At 44.5% G+C, this 19,799-nt stretch carries 20 protein-coding genes; 17 read left to right on the top strand and 3 right to left on the bottom strand.

The features are described from left to right. Positions 1 to 10 precede the first annotated feature (10 nt). The 5 genes from nikB to OCV61_RS10560 are packed head-to-tail and all read left to right on the top strand — an operon-like array spanning position 11 to position 4,941. The gene (nikB, locus tag OCV61_RS10580) at positions 11 to 955 is read left to right on the top strand and encodes a nickel ABC transporter permease (RefSeq protein WP_158421777.1); all 945 of its coding nucleotides are present in this window, start codon (positions 11 to 13) and stop codon (positions 953 to 955) included. Beyond that, complete coding sequence (gene nikC, locus OCV61_RS10575) at positions 952 to 1,821, top strand: nickel transporter permease (RefSeq protein WP_158421776.1); 870 nt, start codon at positions 952 to 954, stop codon at positions 1,819 to 1,821. Before nikB ends, nikC begins: the two co-directional genes overlap by 4 nt. 4 nt (positions 1,822 to 1,825) lie before the next feature. Then, positions 1,826 to 3,361, top strand: a complete 1,536-nt coding sequence (locus tag OCV61_RS10570) for an ABC transporter substrate-binding protein (protein WP_158421775.1) — start codon at positions 1,826 to 1,828, stop codon at positions 3,359 to 3,361. Between the two features lie 19 nt (positions 3,362 to 3,380). After that, positions 3,381 to 4,181 carry an ABC transporter ATP-binding protein gene (locus OCV61_RS10565; protein WP_158421774.1) on the top strand — a complete coding sequence of 267 codons (801 nt, stop codon included), beginning with the start codon at positions 3,381 to 3,383 and terminating at the stop codon, positions 4,179 to 4,181. A gap of 1 nt (position 4,182) precedes the next feature. After that, positions 4,183 to 4,941: an ABC transporter ATP-binding protein gene (locus OCV61_RS10560; RefSeq protein WP_158421773.1), complete on the top strand. Its 759-nt coding sequence runs from the start codon at positions 4,183 to 4,185 to the stop codon at positions 4,939 to 4,941. A gap of 223 nt (positions 4,942 to 5,164) precedes the next feature. On the opposite strand, the gene OCV61_RS10555 is transcribed toward OCV61_RS10560, so the two are convergent. Together OCV61_RS10555 and OCV61_RS10550 are read right to left on the bottom strand one after the other, a co-directional pair. Next, entirely contained in the window at positions 5,165 to 6,070 is a 906-nt protein-coding gene (locus OCV61_RS10555; RefSeq protein WP_158421772.1) for a selenium metabolism-associated LysR family transcriptional regulator, read from the bottom strand. A gap of 21 nt (positions 6,071 to 6,091) precedes the next feature. Beyond that, on the bottom strand, positions 6,092 to 7,258 hold the full coding sequence (locus tag OCV61_RS10550; RefSeq protein ID WP_158421771.1) for an aminotransferase class V-fold PLP-dependent enzyme: 1,167 nt from the start codon (positions 7,256 to 7,258) through the stop codon (positions 6,092 to 6,094). A gap of 253 nt (positions 7,259 to 7,511) precedes the next feature. Between OCV61_RS10550 and yedE the strand changes: the two genes are divergently transcribed. The 9 genes from yedE (at position 7,512) to OCV61_RS10505 (ending at position 16,109) form a co-directional block, all read left to right on the top strand. Then, positions 7,512 to 8,594 carry a YedE family putative selenium transporter gene (gene yedE, locus OCV61_RS10545; protein WP_158421770.1) on the top strand — a complete coding sequence of 361 codons (1,083 nt, stop codon included), beginning with the start codon at positions 7,512 to 7,514 and terminating at the stop codon, positions 8,592 to 8,594. 1 nt (position 8,595) lies between these two features. After that, the gene (locus OCV61_RS10540) at positions 8,596 to 8,802 is read left to right on the top strand and encodes a sulfurtransferase TusA family protein (RefSeq protein ID WP_158421769.1); all 207 of its coding nucleotides are present in this window, start codon (positions 8,596 to 8,598) and stop codon (positions 8,800 to 8,802) included. Continuing rightward, positions 8,799 to 9,038, top strand: coding sequence for a putative Se/S carrier protein (locus OCV61_RS10535; protein ID WP_158421768.1), 240 nt, complete (start codon positions 8,799 to 8,801; stop codon positions 9,036 to 9,038). Before OCV61_RS10540 ends, OCV61_RS10535 begins: the two co-directional genes overlap by 4 nt. Positions 9,039 to 9,250: 212 nt before the next feature. Further along, positions 9,251 to 10,399, top strand: a complete 1,149-nt coding sequence (locus OCV61_RS10530) for an exonuclease SbcCD subunit D (RefSeq protein WP_158421767.1) — start codon at positions 9,251 to 9,253, stop codon at positions 10,397 to 10,399. A gap of 1 nt (position 10,400) precedes the next feature. Then, positions 10,401 to 13,613 (top strand): AAA family ATPase, encoded by a 3,213-nt coding sequence (locus OCV61_RS10525; RefSeq protein ID WP_158421766.1) that lies wholly within the window; start codon positions 10,401 to 10,403, stop codon positions 13,611 to 13,613. Between the two features lie 13 nt (positions 13,614 to 13,626). Next, a complete protein-coding gene (locus OCV61_RS10520) occupies positions 13,627 to 14,259 on the top strand; it encodes a DUF3786 domain-containing protein (protein WP_262582796.1) in 633 nt (210 codons plus the stop codon). 13 nt (positions 14,260 to 14,272) lie between these two features. Then, positions 14,273 to 15,067: a transglutaminase-like domain-containing protein gene (locus tag OCV61_RS10515; RefSeq protein WP_158421764.1), complete on the top strand. Its 795-nt coding sequence runs from the start codon at positions 14,273 to 14,275 to the stop codon at positions 15,065 to 15,067. Positions 15,068 to 15,091: 24 nt separating this feature from the next. Beyond that, positions 15,092 to 15,805: an AzlC family ABC transporter permease gene (locus OCV61_RS10510; protein WP_158421763.1), complete on the top strand. Its 714-nt coding sequence runs from the start codon at positions 15,092 to 15,094 to the stop codon at positions 15,803 to 15,805. Continuing rightward, positions 15,795 to 16,109: an AzlD domain-containing protein gene (locus OCV61_RS10505; protein ID WP_158421762.1), complete on the top strand. Its 315-nt coding sequence runs from the start codon at positions 15,795 to 15,797 to the stop codon at positions 16,107 to 16,109. Before OCV61_RS10510 ends, OCV61_RS10505 begins: the two co-directional genes overlap by 11 nt. Before the next feature lie 55 nt (positions 16,110 to 16,164). Here the strand turns inward: OCV61_RS10505 and dapF are convergent, their stop codons facing one another. Beyond that, positions 16,165 to 17,019, bottom strand: a complete 855-nt coding sequence (gene dapF, locus OCV61_RS10500; protein ID WP_158421761.1) for a diaminopimelate epimerase — start codon at positions 17,017 to 17,019, stop codon at positions 16,165 to 16,167. A 238-nt stretch (positions 17,020 to 17,257) separates the two neighbouring features. On the opposite strand from dapF, the gene OCV61_RS10495 reads away from it, so the two are divergent. From OCV61_RS10495 to OCV61_RS10485, 3 genes are all read left to right on the top strand, one after another. Next, entirely contained in the window at positions 17,258 to 18,040 is a 783-nt protein-coding gene (locus OCV61_RS10495; protein ID WP_158421760.1) for a transporter substrate-binding domain-containing protein, read from the top strand. A gap of 136 nt (positions 18,041 to 18,176) precedes the next feature. Next, positions 18,177 to 18,872 (top strand): amino acid ABC transporter permease, encoded by a 696-nt coding sequence (locus OCV61_RS10490; RefSeq protein ID WP_158421759.1) that lies wholly within the window; start codon positions 18,177 to 18,179, stop codon positions 18,870 to 18,872. Next, on the top strand, positions 18,859 to 19,605 hold the full coding sequence (locus tag OCV61_RS10485; protein ID WP_158421758.1) for an amino acid ABC transporter ATP-binding protein: 747 nt from the start codon (positions 18,859 to 18,861) through the stop codon (positions 19,603 to 19,605). Before OCV61_RS10490 ends, OCV61_RS10485 begins: the two co-directional genes overlap by 14 nt. Positions 19,606 to 19,799: the final 194 nt, after the last annotated feature.

Below are 19,799 nucleotides of genomic sequence, written 5' to 3'. Positions count from 1 at the left end.
AGGAGCATCTATGACAAAATACATTTTAAAAAGACTGCTTCAATTGATCCCGATTCTTATAGGGATTACCTTTTTATCCTTTGCGATGATGCGTTTGGCAGGTGGGGATGCAGTTACCTATATGTATGAAAATGCGGGCTCAGCGGTTTCACAGGAAGTGATTGATGCCACCAGGAAGGAATATGGACTGGATCAGCCCTTTCTTGTCCAATATGGAAAATGGTTCTGCGGAATGATTACCGGAGATATGGGAAAAAGCTATGTATCCAAAAGGGATGTATACGATACGTTTATCGAGAAGCTTCCGGCAACCATTGTGCTTACTGTATCCTCAGTAATTCTTACAATGCTGATTGCGATTCCGCTGGGAATCTATTCTGCAGTAAGACATAACCGATGGGTTGATTATTTGATCCGCTTTTTTAGTTTTATTGGAAATTCTATGCCTAATTTCTTTGCGGCACTGGTGTTGATGTATTTGTTTTCTATTAAGCTTGGCTGGCTGCCTGTCATTACAACGGATAATATGGCCTTGAGCCTGGTTTTGCCAACACTGACGCTTGCGATTTCCATGGCATCCAAATATACAAGACAGGTGCGTACAACGGTTCTGGAAGAGCTGAATAAAGATTATGTGACAGGAGCCAGGGCACGGGGCGTAAGAGGAAGTGTTATTATCTGGAAAAATGTTATGAAATCCTCCATGCTTACGATCATCACACTGCTGGCACTGTCAATAGGAAGCCTGTTAGGCGGAACCACGATCGTGGAGACTATTTTTATGTGGGATGGGGTAGGGAAGATGGCAGTAGATGCCATTACAATGCGAGATTATCCCATTATTCAGGCCTATGTGGCATGGATGGCGATCATATATGTGGTGGTCAATCTGATCACAGATATTTTATATCATTATCTGGATCCCCGGGTGCGGCTGGGAGGTGACAGAACATGAAACAGACTGAAAAAAGTGTTATAGTCCCTGCAAAGAAAGGAAAGAAAAATCATATTAAAGGAAAGCTGTATTTCTTTATTTTTCTTACCTTACTGTTGCTGCTGGCAGCTGCATTTGCAAAGTACATTTGTCCATATGATCCATATGCACAGGATCTTTTACAGGCACAGAAGCCACCCAGTCTGGCCCATATTATGGGGACCGACCGTTATGGGAGGGATATGTTCTCAAGAGTGCTTGTAGGAAGCACCACCAGTATTTATGCAACACTTTTGCTTGTTTGTATTGTTACGGTGGCAGGAACTGTGGTCGGTATGATCTGTGGATGGATCGGAGGACTTGCGGATACCATTCTGATGCGCATCTCGGACCTGTTTCTTGCATTTCCAAGCCTTGTTTTTGCCCTTGCTGTTGCAGGGGTGCTGGGAGGCGGGATCCAGAATGCTGTGATCGCACTGGCAGTGATCGGATGGCCTAAATATGCCAGACTTGCAAGAGGACTTACACTGACTCAAAAGGATATGCCCTATTTAATGGCTGTAAAATTATCTGGAAGTGGTACCTGCAAGATCATGTTCAAACATATACTTCCTAATATATTTGGCTCCATTCTGATCACTTCCGTTCTGGATATTGGAACAATGATGATGGAGCTTGCTGGATTGTCTTTTCTTGGACTAGGGGTGCAGCCTCCAATGGCGGAATGGGGAAATATGATCAATGACGGCAGAAGTATGCTGCAGATCTCACCATGGATGGTGCTGGCTCCCGGACTGGCAATTTTTATTACAGTAATGATCTTTAACCTTCTGGGAGATACATTAAGAGATTATATGGATCCAAAACAAAGAGAGAAAGGACAATAAGAGGATGAAGAAGAAAATATTGGGTGCAGTTTTCACAGGAGCAATGCTTATTGCTGCCACAGCTTCAAGTGTGTATGCAGATGGAGAAAAAAGCTTTGTGTATGGCACAACCGGCTATAGTGAAGAAATGGGAGATGCAGGCTTGAACCCTCATGATAATTATTCAGGCTGGAGTGCCATCCGTTATGGTGTAGGTGAAACACTTTTTAAGTATAACGACAACATGGAGATTGAGCCATGGCTGGCTACAGACTATGAATTTGTAGATGACTTAACTGTAAAAATAACTCTTCGCGACGGAGTGAAGTTTTCCAGCGGTCGGGCTATGGATGCCCAGGCAGTAAAGGAGTGTCTGGAAGATCTGATCAGTGTTCATGACCGTGCACCATATGATCTTAAAATTGATCATATAGAAGCAGAAGGACAGACACTGACGATTTACACAACAGAACCCTGTCCTGCAATCATCAATTATCTTGGAGATCCATATGGGGCCATTATTGATATGGAATATGGTATTCAGGGCGAAGGAGGATCTGCAAATGTAGCAGGAACAGGTCCTTACATTGCTACGAATGTAACACCAACCCAGATCGATCTGACTAAGAATGAAAACTACTGGGGCGGTGATGTAAAAGTTGATAAAATCACAGTGAAATCTTTTGCTGATGGAAGTGCCCTGACAGCTGCATTACAGACCGGAGATATCCAGGGGACCTATGGCCTTCAGTATGATAATTATGTTTTATTTGATCAGAATCCAGAGTATACCATTCATTCCTGTGCCACCAGCAGATGCTTCTTTGGGCAGTTTAATATGGATTCAGAGCTGATGCAGGACCAGAATATCCGTAAGGCTGTTGAAATGGGAATTGACAAAGAAGGTTTCTGCTCAGTCATTATGGGAGGCCGGGGTATTCCGGCAAAAGGAGCATTTCCAAGCAGCTTTTCCTATGGAAATGATGCAGTGGATGCAGTGTCCTATGATCCGGAGGAAGCCAAAAAGCTGTTGGAGGAATCAGGCTGGAAGGATACAGATGGTGATGGATATGCAGATAAAGATGGACAGAAGCTGACCATCAACTGGCTTACTTATCCTACTCGTTTGGAACAGCCAAAGCTGGCAGAGTATGCACAGGCTACCTTAAAAGAAATCGGCATTGACCTGCAGGTGAATAATACGTCAGACCACAGAACTTATGCAGAAAACGGAGATTTCGATGTATATGTAAGCTCTGTCACCACGGCTCCTACCGGTGATCCGGAATATTTCTTTACCAGTACAGTAACTGGTGCTAAAAATTATGGGAATTATCAGAACGAAGAGGTAACAAAGCTGACAGATCAGCTGCATCAGACCTTTGACAAAGAAAAAAGAGGTGAACTGGCAGTGAAGCTGCAGCAGCAGATCCTGGATGATGATGCATTCTTCTTTGTATCACATTTGAATATGGGGATCGTAACAAAATCTAATGTGACAGGACTGGAAGCTCATCCATGTGATTATTATGAGATTACTGCAGACCTGGATATTAATTAAGTGTTAAGAGGGAATTTGAATGGATTCATTGCTTCGTATAGAACATGTAACAGTTTCATATGAAGGTGAAGAAGTGATACAGGATATCAGCTTTGACCTGAAACCAGGAGAGATTCTTGGGATTGTTGGAGAATCAGGAAGTGGCAAAAGTACAGTCATAAAGGCAATTACAGGAATTCTGGGACAGGAAGGAATAGTAACAAAAGGAAATATCTGGTATAAGGATCACGATCTTACTGAAATGAATGAAAAACAGCTGTGCAGATATCGGGGAAAAGAAATCGGTATGGTATTTCAGGACTGCAAATCTGCATTATGTCCTGTGCGCAAGGTTGGAGCACAGGTGTATGAAGCAGTGACAGAACATGAGAAAGCCAGCAAAAAAGAGATTCGATGCCGAGCCAAGGAGATTATGGAAAAAATCGGCTTGCATGACAGTGAACGTGTGCTGGAAAGCTATCCATTCCAGCTGTCTGGCGGAATGAACCAGCGTGTTGGAATCTGTATCGCTATGATCATGCAGCCAAAGGTGCTCCTTGCGGATGAGCCTACCAGTGCACTTGATGTGACAGTACAAAAGCAGGTTGTTGAAGAATTGCTGTTGCTGCGCAAGGAGTACCATACGTCTATGATTATAGTCACACATAACATAGGTGTAGTAAGAAAAATGGCAGATAAGGTGCTGGTGCTGAAAGATGGACAGGTCAGAGATTATGGAGAAACAAAAAAGGTCCTTGAGCATTCTAAGGATAGCTACACCAGGGAACTTATGGACTCTGTGCTTCATTTGAATCACAGAAAGATTCCGGAGGCAGGGTGAAATGGCAGAAACTGTTTTAAAGGCTGAACATTTAAGTAAAAGCTTCATATCTGGCAATAAGCGATTCACTGCAGTGGATGATGTGAGTTTCAATCTGAAACAAGGAGAATGTCTGGGAATTGTTGGTGAATCAGGCTCAGGAAAAAGCACCATTGCAAAAATGATCACCTGTCTGGAGGATGTGGCACGGGGACAGATATTTTTACGCAATCAGGAAATTACAAAGGCTAAAGGAAAGGCATTGCGTAACATATATCAGGATATTCAGATGGTATTTCAAAATCCTGCAGAATCCTTTGACCCAAGACATACCTTGGGAGACGGGATTGGAGAAAGTCTGCGTAATATGGGGATGAATCGCAAAGAAACAAAAGAGAGAGTGGAGCAGCTTTTGGAAAAATGCGGGCTTGATAAGGAATTCTCACAGCGATATCCCCATCAGGTCAGTGGAGGTCAGTGCCAGAGGGCAGCCATTGCCAGAGCACTGGCTGTAAAGCCGTCCATCCTGATTTGCGATGAAGCTACCAGTGCCTTGGATGTGACTGTGCAGAAGCAGATACTGGAACTGCTGATAGAACTAAAACACAATGAGAACCTGACAGTTCTTTTTATCAGCCATGATCTTGCACTGGTGCAGGCATTTTGCGATCATGTTATGGTCCTGAACGGCGGAAAGATGGTGGAATATGGGACAACAGAGCAGGTGATCGATCATCCTAAAACCGATTACACCAGGACATTGATCGAATCTGTATTATAAAAAATATGCAGTAGTTCAGTTACCAGTCAAAATACATCAGCTGGGAGATGACTCCCACCTCTATAGGTGGTGAGAAACAAGCTGGTATCAGTGGTGGGAGTCAATCCCCCAGCTGATATAGCCTCCGGCAGGATTGCAGAGGTGCGCAGGAGAAGTATGCCATGCAATTGCATGACGCGCACCTCGCAGCAAGAATGCCGAGGCATTCTTGAATTTGTGATTTTTAAGGTGTTTCCGGATTCTGGTAGAAGCCCTCTGTAAAGTGGATAAACTGCTTTACATGGCTTTTCAGTATCCGGTTTTTATTATATACAATATAAAAGGTACGCACAGATGATACTTTATCCAAAGGAAAAAGCAGCAGCTGTCTGGAATCTGCCAGATCCCTGGCAGAGCGGTAGGAAAGAACAGAAATCCCGATGCCCTGCACAATGGATCTTCGCACAGCTTCCAGATCATTCATCCGTGCCACAATATTCAGAGAAGACTGGCTGATTCCCTGGCTCTCCAGGTAACGGTCCAGCTCTTTTTTTGTTCCGGAACCTTTTTCCCGCATGATAAAGGGCTGGTCCAGAAAATCGGCAAGCTGTGCACCTTGCTCCTGCATTTTAAGAAAATAGGGGGTTACAGGGGTGGCCAGTACCAGTTTGTCATAACAAAAAGGAATAAACTGACAATCCTTGTCCTCACTTTTACTGCCTACAAGGCCCAGGTCTATACTGCCATCCAGTACCCGCATGATCACTCCCTGGCTGTGGGATTGACAGGCATGAAAGTAGACGTTAGGGGACTGGCTGCTGAAAGCACCCAGAAGCTCCGGCAGAAGGTAGGAGGAGGGGATAGTGGAAACACCAAGGTCTATGATCTTTTTATCATTGCCAGTAAATTCATCCACCAAAGTGTTGCGCATATTCAGTATATTTACCGCACAGTCATAAAGCTGCTGCCCCCGTGCTGTAACCGTAAGCTTTTTGGTAGTCCGAAGGATCAGCTTGGAGTTCAGCTCCTGTTCCAGGGAACGGATGTGAGAACTAATGGTTGGCTGGGTAAGATAAAGATGTTTGGCAGCCTCCGAAAAGCTATTATATTCCACTACTGCCACAAAGGCTTCCAGTTGTTTGAATTCCATAGGTGTCCTTTCCGGGAAGCCTTAAAGATCAAGGATCTCTTTCAGCGCCCTTATGCAGAAGTCAATTTCATTATTAGTGTTTTGGGGACCAAAGGAAAAGCGGATGGTGCCGGCCGGGTATGTGCCCAGTGTTTTGTGGGCGTTTGGTGCACAGTGAAGCCCCACTCTTGTCATGATATGATAGTCATGATCAAGATGCCATGCCACAGAAGCCATATCTTCATCCAAAGTCTGGATGGAAACTACAGCACTTCGCATGGACAGATCCTTTCTTCCAATGATACGGATATGCTTTTCAGAAGGATCCAGTTCCATAAGCTTTTCAAGAAAATATCCGGTAAGAGAAAGCTCCTTTGTACGGATCTGCTCCATGGATAGAGGAGTCAGCTCCTTAAGTGCTGCGTGCAGGCCGAAAATACCGGGAAGATTAGGAGTTCCAGGCTCGAACCGATCCGGCAGAAAAGAAGGAACCTCTTCTGTATGGGAAACACTGCCTGTGCCTCCGGAAATTAAAGGCTCCATCTGATCTGCCAACTGTCCGGATATAAGAAAACCACCGGTACCCTGTGGACCGCGAAGACCTTTATGTCCTGTAAAAGCAAGACCGTCTATGTGTAATTGCTCCATATCCAGTGGAAAGATACCTGCTGTCTGGGCAGTATCTGCCAGGAAGAATAGATGATGCCTGTGGCAGATATCACCAAGCTCTGCCAGAGGCATGTGGGTGCCACATACATTAGAAGCATGTAAAGTAATGATAGCTTTTGTGGAAGGCCTGATCATAGCTTCTGCCTGTTCAAGGATCATGGTGCCATCCCTGCGGCAGGGGATCCGGTCAAAGGAAATGCCATCTCTGGAAAGCTGGACAAGTGGACGCATCACTGCATTATGCTCCATGGAAGATACAAGTACATGATCACCTGGCCGCAGCAGTCCCTTTAAAAGCATGTTCAGGCTTTGGGTGATATTGCCTGTTAAGATCACATTTTTTGTCAGTGGAAAGTGAAAAAGCTGTGCCAGAAGCTTTCTGGTATTAAAAACTGTTTCTTCTGCTGCATAAGCATCTTCATAGCAGCCTCTGTTCACATTCGTTCCCAGGCTAGTAAGATAGGCATACATTGCCTTGGCAACTCCAGGGGCTTTGGGAAAAGAGGTACTTGCCTGATCGAAATAAATTCTGTCTGTCATGATAGAAACCTGACTTTCTGTTAATTTTACCAACTACTCAGCAGGTTATAGGAAACATACTTAGCAGATATGGTGTTGATACATAACTGTTTAGTGATGTAACAGTTACCTGCTGAATCATTCTTGTAATTAGTGTACCACAATATATTGATAAAATCTATAAATCGGCAAAAAACACTTTAATAATTAATTGGAATAAAAATAGGCTTAATGATAAAATTTCTGTATATTCAGGTAGGGAGGAAAGAGTAGTATGAATGATTCAACCACGAAAAAAGAAACTATCCTGATCATTGCGGCAGGACTTATTATCGGAGCCATTGCTGTAGGGCTGGTTTTCTTTGGTAATCCTGCAAACATGGGTTTCTGTATTGCCTGCTTTATCAGAGATACCACAGGAGCACTGGGATTCCATTCAGCAGCAGCAGTACAGTACATACGTCCAGAGATCGTAGGGCTTGTACTGGGGGCATTTATCCTGGCTTTGGTTACAAAGGAATTTAAGCCAAGAGGCGGCTCTGCACCAGTGACAAGATTTGTCATTGCTATGTTTGTTATGATCGGATGCCTGATGTTCCTTGGATGTCCTTTCCGTATGATCCTGCGTCTGGCAGGCGGAGATTTCAATGCTTTATTTGGAATCCTTGGATTTGTAGGCGGAATCCTTCTGGGTGTTGTTTTCCTGAAAAAAGGATATACTCTGAAGCGTTCTTATTCCATGCAGAAAACAGAAGGAACGATTTTTACGGTGCTGCAGCTGGTGATCCTTGCACTTCTGGTAGCTGCACCTGCATTTATCCATTTTACAGAAACGGATGGAGGCCCTGGGGCAAAGCACGCTGCAATCGGGATCTCTCTTGTGGCCGGACTGGTGGTAGGTGCACTGGCACAGAGAACAAGACTTTGTATGGTAGGCGGTATCCGTGATGTAGTGCTGTTTGGAGAATGGAAGCTTCTTAGTGGATTCCTGGCTATTCTTGTAGCTGCATTTATTGGAAATGCAATCCTGGGATTCTGGAATCCTGGATTTGCAGGACAGCCCATTGCACATACCGACGGACTTTGGAATGCATTGGGAATGGCACTGGCAGGTTTCGGCTGTGTCCTTCTTGGCGGGTGTCCTATGCGTCAGCTGGTACTGGCAGGAGAAGGAAATACAGATTCTGCAGTTGCTGTGATCGGGCTGGCAGCAGGTGCTGCTATTGCACATAATTTTGGCCTGGCATCTTCCGCAGAAGGCCCTACAGCAAATGGCAAAGCAGCAGTATTAGTGGGAATTGTAGTACTGTTGGTGATTGCAGCTTGTAATTCCATAAGAAAGAAAGGAGCAGCCTGAAATGAGAACTGTTGATGCAAGAGGGCTTTCCTGCCCGGAACCGGTGATCCTGACCAAAAAGGCACTGGAGGCAGGAGAAAGCATGTACCAGATCCTGGTGGATAATCCTACGGCAAAGGAAAATGTGACACGGTTTGCAACCCATCAGGGATATAAGGTATCTTACAAAGAAGAGAGTGAGGATTATATCCTTACACTGAAAAAATGAAGGAAGCGTATATAGCTACTTTTTATTCCCATTTTGGAGCCATGGCATTCCACAAGCAGTGTAAAGAAGCCGGATTTGAAAGCCGGATCATGCCGGTGCCAAGGACATTAAGCTCTTCCTGCGGAACCTGCGTGTGGTTCAAAGGAGACCCCAGGCAGGCTTGCAGCTGGGGGATGGAAGAACTGGAGCAGATGGTGAAATGTGTAAACAAGGGTGGCTATGAAAAGATCATGTAAATGAAAAACAAGGATAGCTATAAGATGATGATAGCTATGAGAAAATCAAGTGATGTGAATAAAAAACAAGGGTTACTGCGAACAAAGTGAACAGTGATAAGCAGGGCAGAGTGCATAAAAGATGTACCTGCCCTGTCTTTTTTTTGCGTGCGGATTATGGTATGATAAAAAATACATAAAAAGCACATATAAAGCAGAAAGAGGCAGGGTGTATGAAGTTTTTTCATTTATCAGATCTGCATATAGGTTTGAAGCTGCAGAATCGGGATCTGCGTCAGGATCAGGAGTATATTTTCGGGAAAATTGCAGAATACGCACAGAAGGAAAAACCTGATGCGATTGTGATCGCCGGGGATATCTACGATAAGGCAGTGCCATCTGCGGAGGCAGTGGAAGTGTTTGACCGTTTTATCCAGGGGCTTGCACAGGCAGCACCGGAGACTGTAGTTATGATGATCAGCGGTAATCATGACAGTGCATCCAGAGTGAACTGCTTCCGGTCTGTACTTGCAAGACAGAAGCTGTACATGATCGGGCAGCCACCGCAAAGAGAAGGGGAGTATATAGAGAAAGTAAGCCTTCATGATTCCTGGGGAAAAGTGAATTTTTACCTGCTTCCTTTTGTAAAGCCATCCACTGTGAAGGCTATCACCGGCAGTGATGAAAATGGCAATAATCTTTCCTATGATGAGACTGTGCGTAGGTTGATCCAGAGGGAGAGTATCAGGGAAGAAGAACGTAACGTGATCGTCAGCCATCAGTTTTACCTGCCATCCGGCACCAGGGCAGAAGATATTCCGAGAATGGATTCGGAAATCCGTACAGTGGGTAATATTGACGAAGTCCAAAGCAGTGTGCTTGAGCCGTTTGATTATGCGGCCCTTGGCCATATCCATAAGCCAATGAAGGTGGGCAGTGAGGTAATACGATACTGTGGGACTCCTTTTCCAACATCTGTCAGCGAGGCAGGCCAGCGAAAAGGGATCCTGCAGGTAGAAATGGGCGCAAAAGGAGATGTATGTGTGAGCGTGCTTCCGCTTGAGCCCTTGCATCAGATACGGGTGATACGGGGAACATTGGAAGAAGTGGTAAATCAAAGCTGTGAGGATTATGTAACAGTGATCCTTAACGATAAGGCAGATCTGGATATTATGGATATGCAGGACAGGCTTCGCTGCGCTTTTCCCGGACTTCTTGAGATACGACGTGAGAATCTGCGTACAGCAGATTACAGCAGAGAAGTAAATGGAGAGATTCAGAAAGATCCTTTTGAACTGTGCTGTTCTTTTCTGAAGGATATGGATGAGCAGGAAAGAGAGCTTCTGAAAGATGTGATCAACTGCGTAAAGGAGGCACACTGATATGCGGCCTATAAAACTGACCATGCAGGCCTTTGGTTCTTACAGGGACAGGACGATACTGGATTTTACAAAGGCTGATCAGAATCTGTTTCTGATCACCGGAGACACAGGCGCCGGGAAAACCACGATTTTTGATGCCATTGTTTTTGCACTTTATGGAGAAGCAAGTTCCGGTGTAAATAAGAAAAACGGCACAGAATTGCAAAGCCAGTATGCAGATCCTTCCGTTGAGCCTTATGTGGAATTTGAATTTTCTGCCAGATACGGCGGAGAAAGAGAAATATATGTGGTGCGTCGTAATCCTCGTCATTTCAGACCCAATAAAAGAGGACAGGGGCAGATTGAGGAAAAGGAAAAAGTATCTTTATTTATGCCAGACGGGCGGGAATATCCTCAGAAGGAAGCGAATGCCAGACTGGTAGAAATTCTGGGACTGACTAAAAGCCAGTTTATGCAGGTGGCAATGATCGCACAGGGAGAGTTTATGGAGCTTCTGCGGGCGAAGTCTGATACCAAAAAAGAGATTTTCCGGAAGCTGTTTCATACGCAGATCTTTCAGGATATTGTGGAAGAACTGGGAAAAAGAAAAAAGGAAAAACTGTCTGAGATCGGACGGATCCGTACGGTCTGCCAGACCGAAACTTCCCATCTGGTGATTCCGGAAGCAGATCCGGATATAGAAGAGATCAGTTTATTAAAGAAGCGGATCTTGGAGTCTGAACGGCTGTCTGTAGTTGACATGGAAAATCTGCTGGCAAAGTTGGAAGGATTGTGCAGCAGACTGAGAAAAGAAAAAGAGAGTCTGGAAAAGCAGGTGGAAGAAAAGAACCGTATCTATCTGAAAAAAAGGGATGAGCTAAATCTGGCAGATTCCCTGTGCCACCAGTTTGTACAGCTTGATGAGGCCAGGAGAGTACTGGCAGAGTGTGAAGAGGATCAGGAGCGGATGCAGCTTCTTACAATACAGATCCGGCAGATCAGGGATGCACAGGAGCTGCATGGGACATACCAAAGGTATGAAGATCAGAAGAAGCAGGTAGAAAATACAAGAACCCTTATCAAGCATTATCAGGAAGAATTGCCTGAGATGAAAAAGGCCTGTGAGCAGGCTGCCGGAAGCGAGGAGAAGGCAAGGGAGCAGCAAAAGGAAGTACAGGAGATTTTTGCAAAGGTTTCCCAACAGGTGGAGGCTTCCCTGGAAATATTCAGGAAGATGGCTGCGCTTCAAAAGGAAATCAAAGAAAAAGAGCAGGAATCCAGACTGGCAGGCCAGACTCTTGAAAATGCCCAGACCAGTCTTAAAGAGTTGGAGACCAGACTTGGTTTATGGAAAGAGCAGGGAGAAAGACTGTCGGTTACGGACAGACAAAGAGCTTTATGGCAGGCAAAACAGGAGAATATGCTCCGGTTCCAGAAGGAACTCTCCCAGCTGTGGCAGCTGGCCAAAGATACTGTGGAACAGAAAAAGCAGGCAGAAAAAGCTCAGATGGATTATCAGAAAGCACGGAATCTATATGATGTGAAAAACCAGGAGTACACAGTGAAAAGGACTGCATTTTTAGATGCACAGGCAGGCTTTCTTGCAAAGGAACAGCTTCGTCCGGGACAGCCCTGTCCTGTGTGTGGATCTTTGGAGCATCCATCTCCCTGCCAGATCCCGCTGGAACATCAGACCCTCACAAGAGAAGGGCTTCAGAAGCTGGGAGAGGAGCTTACGGTTTTACAGGAGGATCAGGAGAAAAAGGCTGGACAGGCCGGCACAGGAAAGAAGCTGCTTGAAGAAAAACAGGGATATTTCAAAAAGGAAGCGGACAGGCTTTGGCTGCAGATGAAACAGGCGGAGTTTGGACAAGAGGAGAATATACCAGTTCCTGGCGGATGGAAGGAACTGCTGAATTATCTGAAGGATTTTTCCATCCGATGGAATGCAGATGTGGAGAAAGAAAATTTCCGTCTGGAGCAGGCCGAAAAGGAACTGGCAGGAATACAGAAAAGCCTGAAGGATGGGGAAAAACAGAAAGAGGATCTGCAGAAGACCAGTGAAGATGCTCTTTTGCTGGTAACAAAATGCAGTAATTTTCTTGCGGGAAAACAGGCTGCCTTACAGCAGCTGGAGCAAAGCAAAGGCTATTCTTCAAAGGAAGAGGCATTACAGGCTTTGGCTCAGATGAAAGAGAAAAAGACAAATGCAGAGAAGACCTGGAAAAAGACAAGGGAAGAACTGGATCAGATCAAAGCAAATGTAGAAAAGATGGAGGCTCTTCTTACGAAATGTGAAGAAGAACTGCCTGTTCTGGAAAAAGACACTGCTTTGGGAAAACAGATATTTGAGAAAAAGCTTCAGGAAAAAGGTCTGACCCTGCAGCAGATGAAAGAACTGCTTTTGTACGACAATCAGCAGCTGGAGCAATTCCAGAACCAGGTGGAGGCTTATAAGGAAAGAAAGCTGGATGCAGCCAACAGGCAAAAACAGGCTGTGGAATTCATAAATGGCAGAGAAAGACCAGACATGGAAAGACTTTCAGAGGAAGTGAAAACAACCCTGGAGGAGCTGGAAGAGCTGCAGGATCATCTGACCAGGATCAAAGAAATCCATAAGGCAGATAGGGACTGCCTGGATGCCTTATCTCCAAAGATGGAGGAACGGGCAAGGATCATGGAGGAGCACAGAAGGCTGGAAGAGATGTACAATATGCTGGCAGGGAAAGTATCCGGAGCCAGAATGGATATTGAAACCTACGTACAAAGATATTATCTGCAGCAGATCCTGTATGCAGCCAATCAAAGATTTGAAGAAATGTCTGCCGGACAGTTTCAGCTGCGTTTGTGCGAACTGGAACGTGCAGGTGAGGGGAAAAACAGAGGGCTGGACCTGATGGTGTATTCTGCAGTTACCGGGAAGGTACGGGAAGTGCGTACCCTTTCCGGAGGAGAGTCCTTTATGGCAGCTTTGTCCCTGGCCCTTGGAATGGCAGATCAGATCCAGGCTTCTTCTGCATCTGTGGATCTGGATATGATGTTTATTGATGAAGGCTTTGGCTCCCTTGATGAACATTCCAGAGATCAGGCAGTGCGTGTGCTGAAGGATATGGCATCTGGTTCCAGGCTGATCGGAATTATTTCTCATGTAACAGAGCTGAAGCAGGAAATGGAAGACCAGCTGATCGTAACAAAAGATGAAAATGGCAGCCATATCCGCTGGCAGATCAGCTAATGGGAGGAAGAAAATGTCAAATTATGATGATGTGACAGAGAACTGGAGACAAAAGTTTCTAAAGGAAATGGATCAGGAGAAAATAATAAATAAGTTCAGGCTTTGCGCAGATGACAATTATATTTATATTATCTATTTTAATCATGAATACAGGGTGGGCAGGAAAACCGGAAAGATCCAAAGAAGGGAGGAACCGGACAGAGAGGTTGGTTTTAATACCCAAATGGTGATTTATAATACTTTTTATTATGCTGTGGAAAATCCCTGTGCCTCAGGAGAACTGGTTCCTTTCAGGCTGGTAAAGAGGGTGTATCCTTTTGAAAAGGCATATCGGGAGACGGTGATCCAGACACTTCAGACTGTTTTTTCAGGACATGTGGAAGAACTGAAAAAGGCATGTGAAGATCTGGGCGGTACCAGGCTTCCCCAGGGAGATGCAGGGTATGTGCTGCCTGTTTTTCCTTTTCTTAATATAGCTGTCCTGTTTTGGGATGGGGATGAAGAGTTTGATCCACAGGCAAATATGCTGTTTGATTCTGAAATAACTCAATTTATGCATGAAGAAGATGTTGTATGTGTGGCAGCAGATGTTGTAAAATATCTGTCGGAGGCAGCTGGCCTGAAAGAAAAAAGAATATTTGGATGATAAGGAGAGGGAAATGAAACAGAAAACAGGAAAAAGATTTTTATTATGTGCTGTAATGCTTCTGGCTGTAATGCTTTTGGCTGTACCTACCCAGGCAGCAGCCAGATACAAAAAGCAGTGGAAAAAGCAGAACCAGAACATATATTATTACAACGAAAAGGGTAAAAAGCTTACCGGGCTTTCCAAGATCGGTAAAAAGACTTTTTATTTTGACCAAAAAGGAGCACAGCATGTAGGCTGGCAGAAGATCGGCAATGATTATTATTACTTCAATATTGCCAGAGGTTCCAAAGGGAGTATGGTTAAATCTGCAAGGGTGAGCGGAATCACCATCGACCGTACAGGAAAGGCAAAAAAGGACAGTGCAAGCCTTAGAAGACTTCGTATCCTGTTTGCAGCCAATCAGACAGTGGAGCGTATCACAAAGCCGCTGATGCCAAAGAAAGAAAAGCTGAAGATCTGTTTTGAATATGCAAAGAAGAATTTCGGATATTTCAGCTGGAGAGGCTTTTCTCCAAGAAATGGCTGGGAGATGGATTTTGCTGAAGACATGTTTTTCAGAGGAAAAGGCAACTGCTTTTCTTATGGAGCTGCTTTTGCATTTATGGCAAGTGCTGTAGGATATAAAGAGGTATACGCTATTTCATCAGGAGGCCATGGATGGGCTGAGGTGAATGGTAAGGTGTATGATCCGGACTGGGCACTGGCAAGCTCTGTAGATACATATTTTGCAATGCCTTATTCTTTAAGCGGACGCCAGGGCAGACCAAATTATCTGCCTAACCGGGCTTATGTATCTAAGATATGATATGGTACCAGGGGGAACAATCCGATGAAGAATGAAAGCTTCAAAAAAGGAATCAAAGACGGAATACCCATTGGTCTTGGGTATTTGGCAGTTTCATTTACATTTGGAATGATGTCAGTGTCTTCCGGCCTTAGCATATGGCAGGCTGTACTGATTTCCTTGACCAATCTTACATCAGCAGGCCAGTTTGCAGGCCTGGATATTATTGTGGCAGGCGGATCATACTGGGAAATGGCATTGACTCAGCTGGTGATCAATCTGCGATATTGTCTTATGTCTTTTTCTCTGTCACAGAAAATGCGAAGAGATGAGCCATGGGCACACAGATATCTGGTGGCATTTGGCATTACAGACGAGATCTTTGGTGTAAGTGCCAGCCAGGAGGGAAAGGTGAGTGCTTTTTATAATTATGGTGCCATGTGCATGGCAATTCCGGGCTGGACTCTTGGAACGCTTCTGGGAGCCATATCAGGAAGCCTGCTCCCGGATTTTATCATGAGCGCACTTGGGGTGGCTATCTATGGAATGTTTCTGGCAGTGATCATTCCGCCGGCAAAGAAGAACAAGGCAGTGCTTTTGGTGGTTGTGGCTGCTATGGCAGTCAGCACACTATTTGCAGTTGTACCAGGATTAAATAAAGTTTCATCCGGTTTTGTGATCATCATCACCACGTTAGTGACAGCAGGCGGAGCTGCTTATTTGTGTCCGGTGAAGGAGGATGAAGTACATGAGTCATAATGTATACATATATATTCTGGTAATGGCAGGTGTGACCTATCTGATCAGAGTTCTGCCCATTACATTGGCAAAAAAAGAAATTGTAAATCCATATATCAAATCATTTCTTTATTACGTGCCTTACGCATGCCTGGCTGCAATGACATTTCCGGCCATCCTGTCTGCTACTGCCAGCAGGATCTCAGCAGTGGCAGGGTTTGGTGCAGCACTGATCGCTGCATATAAAGAGAAAAGCCTTCTCACCGTTGCACTGATCGCCTGTGGGGCTGTCTTTATGGTGGAACGGATCATGGCTTTTCTGTAAAATGTTCATATGCTTTATTAATGTACCACCCTGGGATCAATGATCCCGGGGTATTTTATTCTCCAAGGAAGGAAAGATCGATCTGGCCATCAAAAACAGTTACTGCAGGACCTGTCATATAAACCAGGTTTTCGCTTCTGTTCCAGAAGATCTGAAGATCGCCGCCAAGCAGCTTCACAGTGACCGGGGTATCTGGTGAAACGTGGCCGTTTAAGATGGAAGCAACGGCTACTGCACAGGCGCCTGTACCACAGGCCAGTGTCTCGCCGGAACCCCGCTCCCATACGCGCATCTTTACAGTATGCTTATCTAGTACCTGTACAAATTCTGTGTTTATCCGATCAGGGAAATTCACATGGTTTTCAAAGGATGGACCGATCTTGGCAAGATCCAGGCTGTCTGTATCTTCTACATATACAATGGCATGAGGGTTTCCCATGGAAACAGCTGTGTAATGATATTCCTGTCCATCTACCTGGATAGGCGCATCGATCACTTGCTCCGTATCTGCAACTACAGGGATCTGTGTGGCCTGGAGGATGGGAGATCCCATATTTACACGGATCAGGCTGGCTTTGCCATCTTTGACTGTAAGATCCACATATTTTATGCCGCTTTTCGTAGCAATGGAGATGCTGGTTTTATTTACGATTCCATGATCGAATACATATTTGGCAACACAACGGATTCCGTTGCCGCACATAGCACCTTGTGAGCCGTCCAGATTGTACATGTCCATTTCACAGTCTGCCACCTGGGATGGGCGGATCAGGATCAGACCGTCCGAACCTATGCCGAAATGTCGGTCGCTGACAAATCTGGCAACTGCAGATGGATCCTTTACCGTTTCTTCAAAACAATTAATATATACATAATCATTGCCAATTCCCTGCATTTTTGTAAACTTCATATTATCAAGCCTCCTTATAGGTGTTATTTGGTCTGGAAAGTTATGCTATCCATAATAAAGGAAAAATGTTATAAAAGTGTGAACGAAAAGAAATACTGCTATAAAAATTGTTATAAAAAACTGCATGTTTATTCAAGTCTACTCTTGCATTTTAAGAAATTCATGGTAGAATTATAAAATAAAAATGAAAGAATATACAGGCTTTATGCATACAATGCCTGAAGAGGAGGAAAAGGTTATGAAAAATTCAAAAAAGTTTGCTGCTCTGGCACTGAGTACAGCAATGACCGTATCCATGGCAGCCAGCGTATCTGCTGCTGTAGAATCCAAGGATGATCTTCCGGGAGCTACCATCGGTGTTCAGCTTGGTACAACAGGAGATCTGGATGCTTCTGAATATGAGAGTGAGGGTTCTACTGTAGAGCGTTACAGCAAAGGAAGTGAAGCTGTTCAGGCATTAAAGGCAGGACAGATTGACTGCGTGATCATTGATTCCCAGCCGGCACAGAAGTTTGTTGAGAACAATGATGATCTGAAGATCCTGGACGACCCGTTTGTGGAAGAAGAGTATGCGATCTGCGTAAAGAAAGGAAATACTGACCTTCTGGACAAGATGAACGGTGCCCTGAAAGAGTTAAAAGATGAGGGTGTGATCGATGATATCATGGCGAACTACATTGGCGATGAGATCGGTGAGCATCCTTACGAGTCCCCAGAGGATGTGGATCGTTCCAATGGTACACTTGTAATGGCTACCAATGCAGAGTTTGAGCCGTATGAGTATCATGATGGCGACGACATCGTTGGTATTGATGCTGATATTGCACAGGCAATCTGTGATAAGCTTGGCTACGAGCTTCAGATCGAGGACATGGAGTTTGATTCCATTCTTGCAGCTGTGAATTCTGGAAAAGCAGATTTTGGCGCAGCAGGCATGACTGTTACTGATGATCGTAAAGAGAATGTTGACTTTACAGATACCTATGCAAATGCAAGCCAGGTAATCATTGTAAAGAAATAATGTGTAATAGGATTTTGGTGTTTTGACACCAAAGGCATAAATAATACGTAACAGAATATAAGAATTATACCGTAAACTACAGAGCTGTTGACATATGGATTGCCAACAGCTCTTTTCAAGGAAAACAGGAAGAATTATGTGGGAAAATATTAAACATGGATTTTATCTGAATTTTATTAAAGAAAACAGATATCAGTGGCTGCTGGACGGATTAAAAACAACGCTGGAGATCACAGTTTTCGCAGTGATCATTGGCGTGATCATCGGCTTTATTGTGGCAATCATCCGTTCTGCACATGACAAGAATGGAAAATTCAGGTTTTTGAATGGGATCTGTCGTGTATACCTTACCGTGATCCGTGGTACGCCTACCATGATCCAGCTGCTGATTATGAACTTTGTTATTTTTGGCTCAGTAACTGTGAATAAGATCATTGTGGGCGGTCTTGCTTTTGGTATTAATTCCGGCGCTTATGTGGCAGAGATCGTCCGTTCAGGAATCATGTCCATTGATCAGGGGCAGACAGAGGCTGGACGCAGCCTGGGACTGAATTTCTCCCAGACAATGCGCATGATCATCATCCCTCAGGCTTTTAAAAATGTACTGCCTGCACTGGTTAATGAATTTATCGTTTTGATCAAGGAAACTTCAGTGGTGGGTTACATCGGTATGATGGATTTGACAAAGGGCGCAATGCTGATCCAGAGCCGTACTTATGATCCTACCTGGCCGCTGTTTGCAGCAGCTGCCATTTATCTGGCACTTGTAATGACTCTTACTTACTTTATGAATAAACTGGAGAGGAGGCTGCGTACGAATGAGCGTGGATAAATCAAAAGTCCTGATCCAGGTACAGGAGCTTCAAAAAGCTTTTGGTGCCAATGTGGTCCTGAATGGGATCAGCACAGATATTTGTCAGGGAGAGGTAGTAGCGATCATCGGGCCTTCCGGTTCCGGTAAATCTACATTTCTCCGTTCTCTGAATCTTCTGGAAGAGCCTACCGGAGGTAAAATCCTGTTTGAAGGTACAGATATTACAGATCCTAAGGTGGATATTAACCGTCACAGACAGAAAATCGGGATGGTGTTCCAGCAGTTCAATCTGTTTCCTCACAAAACAGTAAAGGAAAACATCATGCTTGCTCCGGTTGCATTAAAGCTGATGACAAAGGAAGAGGCTTCTAAAAAGGCTGATGACCTGCTGGCAAGGGTTGGTCTTCCAGACAAGGCCAATGCTTATCCGGACATGCTTTCCGGCGGACAGAAGCAGCGTATTGCCATTGCACGTTCCCTTGCAATGAATCCGGATGTGATGCTTTTTGATGAGCCTACGTCAGCACTTGACCCGGAGATGGTTGGAGAAGTTCTGGAATTGATGAAAGAGCTGGCAGAAAGTGGCATGACTATGGTAGTTGTCACCCATGAGATGGGATTTGCAAGGGAAGTGGCAACAAGAGTGGTATTTATTGATGATGGGAAAATCCAGGAAGAAAATATCCCTGAAGAATTTTTTAAAAATCCCAAGAATCCAAGACTTAAGGAATTCCTTTCCAAGGTATTGTGAAAAAAGAATATTGGGAAGGACTGCAGGAGCGAAAAGCAGGGAGCAATCTGTGAAATCATAATTTGTATAAAGAAGGAGCTGTCGGTAAATAACGTTTTTTAGAGTTGACAGCACCAAACAAAAATATCCTGACAGTTACAGAACTTTCTGGCTCTGCAACTTGTTCAGGATATTTTTATTTTGATAAATACTTT

The sequence above is a fragment of the Blautia ammoniilytica genome (genome assembly GCF_025566965.1).
GTDB classification, from domain to species: domain Bacteria; phylum Bacillota; class Clostridia; order Lachnospirales; family Lachnospiraceae; genus Blautia_A; species Blautia_A ammoniilytica.
This window is presented reverse-complemented; position numbering and strand designations above follow the sequence as displayed.

Coding starts and splice junctions, on each gene's coding strand:
- OCV61_RS10555 (WP_158421772.1), bottom strand. CDS start 6,070: ATGGAATTCAAACAACTGGAAGCCTTTGTGGCAGTAGTGGAATATAAT.
- OCV61_RS10520 (WP_262582796.1), top strand. CDS start 13,627: ATGTCAAATTATGATGATGTGACAGAGAACTGGAGACAAAAGTTTCTA.
- OCV61_RS10515 (WP_158421764.1), top strand. CDS start 14,273: ATGAAACAGAAAACAGGAAAAAGATTTTTATTATGTGCTGTAATGCTT.
- OCV61_RS10510 (WP_158421763.1), top strand. CDS start 15,092: ATGAAGAATGAAAGCTTCAAAAAAGGAATCAAAGACGGAATACCCATT.
- OCV61_RS10490 (WP_158421759.1), top strand. CDS start 18,177: ATGTGGGAAAATATTAAACATGGATTTTATCTGAATTTTATTAAAGAA.
- dapF (WP_158421761.1), bottom strand. CDS start 17,019: ATGAAGTTTACAAAAATGCAGGGAATTGGCAATGATTATGTATATATT.
- OCV61_RS10570 (WP_158421775.1), top strand. CDS start 1,826: ATGAAGAAGAAAATATTGGGTGCAGTTTTCACAGGAGCAATGCTTATT.
- OCV61_RS10565 (WP_158421774.1), top strand. CDS start 3,381: ATGGATTCATTGCTTCGTATAGAACATGTAACAGTTTCATATGAAGGT.
- OCV61_RS10540 (WP_158421769.1), top strand. CDS start 8,596: ATGAGAACTGTTGATGCAAGAGGGCTTTCCTGCCCGGAACCGGTGATC.
- yedE (WP_158421770.1), top strand. CDS start 7,512: ATGAATGATTCAACCACGAAAAAAGAAACTATCCTGATCATTGCGGCA.
- nikB (WP_158421777.1), top strand. CDS start 11: ATGACAAAATACATTTTAAAAAGACTGCTTCAATTGATCCCGATTCTT.
- OCV61_RS10485 (WP_158421758.1), top strand. CDS start 18,859: ATGAGCGTGGATAAATCAAAAGTCCTGATCCAGGTACAGGAGCTTCAA.
- OCV61_RS10560 (WP_158421773.1), top strand. CDS start 4,183: ATGGCAGAAACTGTTTTAAAGGCTGAACATTTAAGTAAAAGCTTCATA.
- OCV61_RS10530 (WP_158421767.1), top strand. CDS start 9,251: ATGAAGTTTTTTCATTTATCAGATCTGCATATAGGTTTGAAGCTGCAG.
- nikC (WP_158421776.1), top strand. CDS start 952: ATGAAACAGACTGAAAAAAGTGTTATAGTCCCTGCAAAGAAAGGAAAG.
- OCV61_RS10550 (WP_158421771.1), bottom strand. CDS start 7,258: ATGACAGACAGAATTTATTTCGATCAGGCAAGTACCTCTTTTCCCAAA.
- OCV61_RS10535 (WP_158421768.1), top strand. CDS start 8,799: ATGAAGGAAGCGTATATAGCTACTTTTTATTCCCATTTTGGAGCCATG.
- OCV61_RS10525 (WP_158421766.1), top strand. CDS start 10,401: ATGCGGCCTATAAAACTGACCATGCAGGCCTTTGGTTCTTACAGGGAC.
- OCV61_RS10505 (WP_158421762.1), top strand. CDS start 15,795: ATGAGTCATAATGTATACATATATATTCTGGTAATGGCAGGTGTGACC.
- OCV61_RS10495 (WP_158421760.1), top strand. CDS start 17,258: ATGAAAAATTCAAAAAAGTTTGCTGCTCTGGCACTGAGTACAGCAATG.